This window comes from Halochromatium salexigens, assembly GCF_016653295.1.
GTDB classification, from domain to species: domain Bacteria; phylum Pseudomonadota; class Gammaproteobacteria; order Chromatiales; family Chromatiaceae; genus Lamprobacter; species Lamprobacter salexigens.
This window is the reverse complement of sequence record NZ_NHSF01000052.1, coordinates 1-5870: the sequence shown is the minus strand read 5'-3', so window position 1 is coordinate 5870 and position 5870 is coordinate 1. Positions and strand designations below refer to the sequence as shown.

Here is a 5870-nt window from a genome sequence, read left to right as displayed (position 1 = left end):
ATCATCTCTTCGAGCAGCTGCCCGCTGCGAAGACGCCCGAGGCCGTCGCGGCGCTGCTGCCGCACACTCTAAACATGGACGACCTCAATCAGCAGCCGTCAATCCGGTAGTTCGCCGGACGCTTACGAGAAAACGAGTGAAGAGGGGCATGGGTTTGAATCCTTCGATCAACATGATCCGGTATTGTACGATTGTCCTAAGAGGCTGTTTAGAAAATCTCAGCGAATGGAGGCCATAATGAGTCACGTTGCATAAGCAATCTGATTGTCGCAGAGGTCGCGAAGTAGAAGCCGGATTGAAGCGATATAGACCTGTGCTTTACTCGAATTCGGATCACGCTCGTAGTCTTTGCTCAAACGGCGTGCGCGAGAGAACCAGGCGAAAGTGCGTTCGACAACCCATCGCCGAGGTAGGACATGAAACCCCTTGACTCCTTGTTGCTTTTTCACGACTTCGAGGACGCATTGGAATCGCGCCAAGACCCAGTCGTGGAGCGCTTGGCCAACGTAAGCGCTGTCGGCCCAGATCGTTCGGATGGTATCGGCGGCTTGAAACAGCTTCTCCAACACCTCCGGGGCGGCCTTGCCATCGTTGATACCCGCCGAGTGCACGACCGCGACGATCATATAACCCATTGTATCGACGACAATGTGGCGCTTGCGACCCTGGATCAGCTTGCCCCCATCGAAGCCGGATTCGACGCGCGATTCCGGGGTGCCTTTGGAGCTTTGACTATCGATGATCGCCCCTGACGGCTGCGGATGACGACCGGCACGTTTGCGCGCACGCTGCCGCAGCACGTCATGGATGATCTCCAACGTGCCGTCCTTGCGCCACTTCGTGTCGTGGTAGAACACCACTGAGTGGGGCGGGAAATCCTTCGGCAACGATCGCCACTGGCAGCCGGTCTTGTTGATGTAGAAAATGGCATTGAGCACGGCGCGAAGATCATGTTCAACAGGGCGCCCCTTGGTCGTCGCCTGGGTCTCAGTGAGGAGTGGACCGATGATGTCCCATTCCGCATCGGTCACGTCGCTATCGTAGCCCTGGCGCGTTGGATGCTGCTCGCGATTCATTGCAAGACCTCCAATGAACGGGCGAGTGAACCGTTTCTCGCCGAACACCATGGGTATGATGCCCTAAAAAATCAAGACTTTAGTTTCCAAACAGCCTCTCAGACCAGCTGGTGTGGTGGTTGGGGCAGGCAGGCTGTATGCCGGAAAGACCGCTAAGCTATGCGCTCCCAAGTTGGGAGATGTGTTGGCTGCATGTCTGAGCAGTTTTGCTAACAGAACCCTGACATCCCAATTTTGTTTGTGGGTAGCCTTGTGGGTACAGCACAGAGGAGACCTCCTTTTCTCCTTTAAATTCAGTGCCTTGGCATTCTAAAATGGTGGAGGCGGCGGGAATCGAACCCGCGTCCGCAAGCCCTCCGCCGTCGGTCCTACATGCTTAGCCCGCTCTATTGTTTTTAACCTTCCAACGCCCGAGGGGCAGGGCGATTGGTCGGCGATCCTGAATTAGGTTTTAGCGATCTCGGTCCAGGCTCCCGTGATCGCGATCCTGTGTGATGTTACCCCACGAATCCGCCGCCCACAGGCAAGAGACGGTGTGAGGCCCGCTGGGTTTAAGCAGCGAGGGCGTAGTTGTCGTCGTTGGCAACTATAGATTTGCGGATGGATTTACGAGGTTGCCCGCACCTCGGCATGCACCTAGGGTTTTGTGACCCACGTCGAAGCCAAGTCGCCCCCAAGAAGCAGAGTAGACAAGCTATCACTGGATAGGTTCCGTGGCAATCCCGACGATCCAGCTGTGCCAGCTCATGAGGTGAGCCGGCACAGCCACCAAGGATTATTAATTGGCTGCGACGCGAACGGTTTCAACCGTCTGCATCTCGGCCGCCGATGTGTGATCGGGTGTTGTCACCTCTTCGTCAGAGACAACGATGGCGGTTTGAGTCCCGCCAATCAACAGCGCGACAAGTGCGAGTGGTGCCAGCATGTTGAAGCTCCTCATCTGGTTTCAACCTGAATATATCATTTAATTATATTAGCATTTACTAATTAATCAAGCATCCACTGCACAATAGCTCATCTGACCCATAGACCGTGGCTCAGCGTAGATTAAAAGCGACAGGCAGCGTGATCGTGAGGCTGGAGCGGCGCAGGCTTGCCGGGATGCGCGGTAGGGGTGAGGCTCGTTCGAGCATGGCTTGAGCCTCGCGGTCGAGCAGGTCGTGGCCCGAACTATGGGCGATCCTCTTCGAAACCACGCGTCCATTGTTGTCGACGGTAAAGGTGACCTTGACTGTGCCTTCTTGGCGCAGCCGTCGGGCTTGTGCCGGATAACGTTTATGGCGGGCGAGCCAGGTCGCGAGACGGCCGTAGTAATTGTTGGCGCTGATTTCACCGCCGCCTCCGGTGCCGGCGGTTGTGCCCGTGGAGTGACCGCCATCGCCAGAGCCGCTCCCGGCGCGGTTGCGGCTCTGGTTGGGTTCTCGCGAGGCATCCAGTGAGGTTACTGGCGATGCGATACGCGCTGGAGGAGCCTGCGTGCGCTCCGCCTGTTTGCGTGTGTTGGCTGTCTTTGGCACTGCCGTGAGGCGCTTGGGCTCAGCCTTGGGTTCGCTTGGCGGTGAGCTGGCAGTGCTTTGTTGTGTGAGCTCTGGTTTGGGTTCTGGCCGCGCCTTGGTAACGTTGGTTGGCGCTTGGTTGACCTGCTGAGCACGGTCACTCGTCTCGATGTCGGCCTCGGTCGCGACGCTGCTGACATCAACGGGAGCGGGCGCATCCGCGGGTGTCATACTGAGGGTCGGGCTTGCGATCGGCTGCAGTGGCTGAACGCCCGGTGACCCCCCGGCACTGCCCGCGGCGGGTTCTCCGCCATCGCCTAGCTCAATGGTCATGCCGAGTGACGATTCCGGCAGCGGCGCCGATGGCCGCGCAAGCGCCAGCGCCAAGGCGACATGAGCCAAGCAGGCGATCAGCACGGCGATCAGCCAATGGCGGGATGGGATCTCTAGCACTGGTACGCCTCAGTTCGCTGCCTGTTGCGAGAGTACGCGCAGGCGTTCGACGCCGAGGGCGCGTAGCTGATCGAGCAGCGCGCGCAACTGGCCTTGGGTCACGGCCGCATCGGCCTTCAACGTGATGCCGATATCGGTCTTGGCCCCGTCTTGGTCCGATGTCTCGCGGACTGTCGCAAGCTTTGCCGCGAGTCGCTCGCCGAGCAGAGACGCTGGGACGACCTTGCCATCGAGCGCGACGCGCCCTTGCCCGTCCATCAGCAGCAGGATGCGCTCGGGCGCGATCAATCGACCCTGACGCGAGTTCGGAGGATCGATGCTCAACGCCTCGGGCGGTCTGATCTGCCCGGCGATCATGAAGAAGATCAGCATCAGAAAGACGACATTGATCAATGGGATCAATGCATCGTCCGAGGAATTCCTGAGTTGCGGTTTGGTGAAGCGCATCGTTAGTCGGTCAAAGAGCGGTTAGGTACGGGACCATCATTGGTTGTCCGCGCGCTCATCGCAACCGCAACACCGGTACGCCGGCATCGGCGAGCTGGTCGAAAAGCCGCAAGGTCATCTGCAGCGGCACCGCGTCCGATGGTTGTACCAAGACCCGCAAATCCGGAGTCTGTTTGAGTTGCCTGCGTAACAGGTCGGTCAGAGCATCGGTCCCGATGATTGGTTCGCCGTTCAGGTCGAGACGGCCATCGCTCTGGATGCGCAGCAACAGCGCCGACTGGCTGTCGCGTTGAGCGAGCTGGCTGTTCGGGGCAGCAAGCGGTATTGCATGCAGTCGAGTCAAGGTCGAGGCGAGCATGAAGAACAACAACAGGATGAAAACCACGTCGATCAATGGCGTCAAACCGATGGGCCGTCGTCGCGGTCGCGCGGGAAGCTCAAGACGCATGCTGGGCAGCGGTAGTGGCGGATGTTGTCTGGGGCTCAGGCTGCTCGGCAATGCTCGCCGAGGGTGGTACGTCGCGCCCAAGATCGCGCGTGAACACGCGGGTGACTGCGTCTTCCATCCGGTGACCGCAGCGTTCGACGCGGCGTTCTAGCCAGCTATGGACCAAGACCACTGGAATCGCGACACTGAGCCCCGCCGCCGTCGTCAGCAGCGCCTGCCAGATTCCGCCCGAGAGGATCGCCGGATCCACCTGGCTACCGGCCAACTCCAGCTGACGAAAGGCCTCGATCATCCCGAGTACGGTGCCGAGCAGACCGAGCAATGGGCTGAGGGCAGCGATGACTTCCAGTGCGCGCAGCCAGGCGCGCAGTTGCTCGAGCTGCGCACTGGCGAAGCGTGTCAGCTCCTCGCGCAGTAAGCCGAGATCGGCCCCGGGCAGACTTAGCCCCTCGAGCGTCCGCGCGAGCAATCGCGCGCTGGGTTGGGGGCTGCCCTGGAGCGCGACCAGTGCTGATTCTGGTGCGTACTGAGACCAGTGCCGGAGCGCGCGCTCGACTGGGTCGCTCGCGTTGAGCCGCAGCCGCGAGAATTGCCAGAGCTTGACCAGCACAATCGCGAGCGCGGCAACCGAGAGCAACGCGAGTATCCAGAGCACCGGCCCACCTTGGCCCAGGGTGTCGGTGAGCGTCCCCGCGGCTGAGGTATTGGGCGTGCTTGGTATACCGAGGCTGCTCTCCACGGCATTGATGGGGTTGTCGTCACTCATTTGAATAAATCAACGTCGAGCTTGGACGATAGAGCGAGCCCTGAGGCCTCGTTCGGCAGCGCGCCATCGGGGCCAGCCATCGCGAGCACATCATTGATCAGAATGCGCCCGACCTGTTCACACTGGGTCTTGGCCAGATCGAAGAGTTTGACGCTGGTCTTGTCCTCGTCGATGGGTGCTGCATCCAACGTCAAGCGACGCTTGATGAAACCTTCGGTATCGAACAGGATGAGTTCGAGCTGCAGCGCCTCAAGCTTGGTGCCGAGCGCGTTCTCGAATACCAGATAGACGCGACACCCGTCATCAACTTGCTCGAGCTTGTTCAGCTCAATGCCAAGGCGCTCGGTGTTGCCGGCCTCTGGCGCGACCGGATCCTCGGCACTCGGTTGCTCGGCGGGGCGAGCCGCGGTAGAGGGCTCAGTCTCGGCGACGGTGCTTAGCGGTAGGCTGAAGGCGATTGCGATTCCGGCGATGAACGCGCGTAGATAGGGGGGACGCGGCGAAGACCACTGCAGAGTTCGGGTCGACATTGCTGTATTCCTTAACCTCGTGGTTGGGGGATCTGTTGCCTTCATTATGGAGCCATAGAGGCGCGCCGACCATGTGCGGTGATCAGAGGTCGTAGACGACTGCACTTAGGCGGCGTCCGGTTTCGGTTCTGTCCCGGCGATGACCTGCTTATGATGTCAACTCCATGCGGATGGCGGGGTACAGCCGTTTAGTCACAGAGTAGAGAGGGCGCGATGCGATTCGAGACCTTTGATTTGACAGAGACTCAGCTGTCCGTGTTGGAGTCGACAGATAAACTCGGCAATCGTTGCGCTGTGTTTCGTTTGCAGGGCGACTACGACCCGGAACGGCTGGCGAGGGCCGTGCGCGAAGTCGTCGCGCGCTGCCCGCCCTTTTTGCCTACCGTGTTGAACCCATCGAGGGGTAAGCGCGGATTCTGCTCACGGACGAACCGCTTGCTGAGGTCGGCCTGTTGGAAGCCGAAGGCGAGGCCTCGGCGTTCATGCTGATCGAGAATATGCGGCATCGCCGCTTTCGGCTCAATAGCCAGCAATTCCAAATTTGCCCTGTCACCGCCTTAAGCGCCGCGCTTTTGGTGGAGGCTGGGCCGGTTCGAGCGCCTCGAGCATAAACGTCAACAGCTCCTCCCATGAGGCATAGACGGTATAGAGCGT

General features: G+C 59.9%; 8 protein-coding genes and 1 other RNA gene. All 9 read right to left on the bottom strand.

Annotated elements, in window-relative coordinates; genetic code table 11:
* Positions 1-242: 242 nt before the first annotated feature.
* Positions 243-1076, bottom strand: coding sequence for an IS5 family transposase (locus CCR82_RS08000; protein WP_201244866.1), 834 nt, complete (start codon positions 1074-1076; stop codon positions 243-245).
* A gap of 315 nt (positions 1077-1391) precedes the next feature.
* Positions 1392-1751: a transfer-messenger RNA gene (ssrA, locus tag CCR82_RS07995) on the bottom strand.
* Between the two features lie 103 nt (positions 1752-1854).
* Complete coding sequence (locus CCR82_RS07990) at positions 1855-2001, bottom strand: hypothetical protein (RefSeq protein WP_201244865.1); 147 nt, start codon at positions 1999-2001, stop codon at positions 1855-1857.
* A 112-nt stretch (positions 2002-2113) separates the two neighbouring features.
* On the bottom strand, positions 2114-3025 hold the full coding sequence (locus CCR82_RS07985; protein ID WP_201244864.1) for a TonB family protein: 912 nt from the start codon (positions 3023-3025) through the stop codon (positions 2114-2116).
* Positions 3026-3034: 9 nt separating this feature from the next.
* Positions 3035-3472 (bottom strand): ExbD/TolR family protein, encoded by a 438-nt coding sequence (locus CCR82_RS07980; protein WP_201244863.1) that lies wholly within the window; start codon positions 3470-3472, stop codon positions 3035-3037.
* 55 nt (positions 3473-3527) lie between these two features.
* A complete protein-coding gene (locus tag CCR82_RS07975) occupies positions 3528-3920 on the bottom strand; it encodes an ExbD/TolR family protein (RefSeq protein ID WP_276570553.1) in 393 nt (130 codons plus the stop codon).
* Positions 3910-4686 carry a MotA/TolQ/ExbB proton channel family protein gene (locus tag CCR82_RS07970; RefSeq protein WP_201244861.1) on the bottom strand — a complete coding sequence of 259 codons (777 nt, stop codon included), beginning with the start codon at positions 4684-4686 and terminating at the stop codon, positions 3910-3912. The genes CCR82_RS07975 and CCR82_RS07970 overlap by 11 nt, the downstream gene beginning before the upstream one ends.
* Positions 4683-5216, bottom strand: coding sequence for a Tat pathway signal sequence domain protein (locus tag CCR82_RS07965; RefSeq protein ID WP_201244860.1), 534 nt, complete (start codon positions 5214-5216; stop codon positions 4683-4685). Before CCR82_RS07965 ends, CCR82_RS07970 begins: the two co-directional genes overlap by 4 nt.
* A gap of 314 nt (positions 5217-5530) precedes the next feature.
* Positions 5531-5722: a hypothetical protein gene (locus tag CCR82_RS07960; RefSeq protein WP_201244859.1), complete on the bottom strand. Its 192-nt coding sequence runs from the start codon at positions 5720-5722 to the stop codon at positions 5531-5533.
* Positions 5723-5870 lie beyond the last annotated feature (148 nt).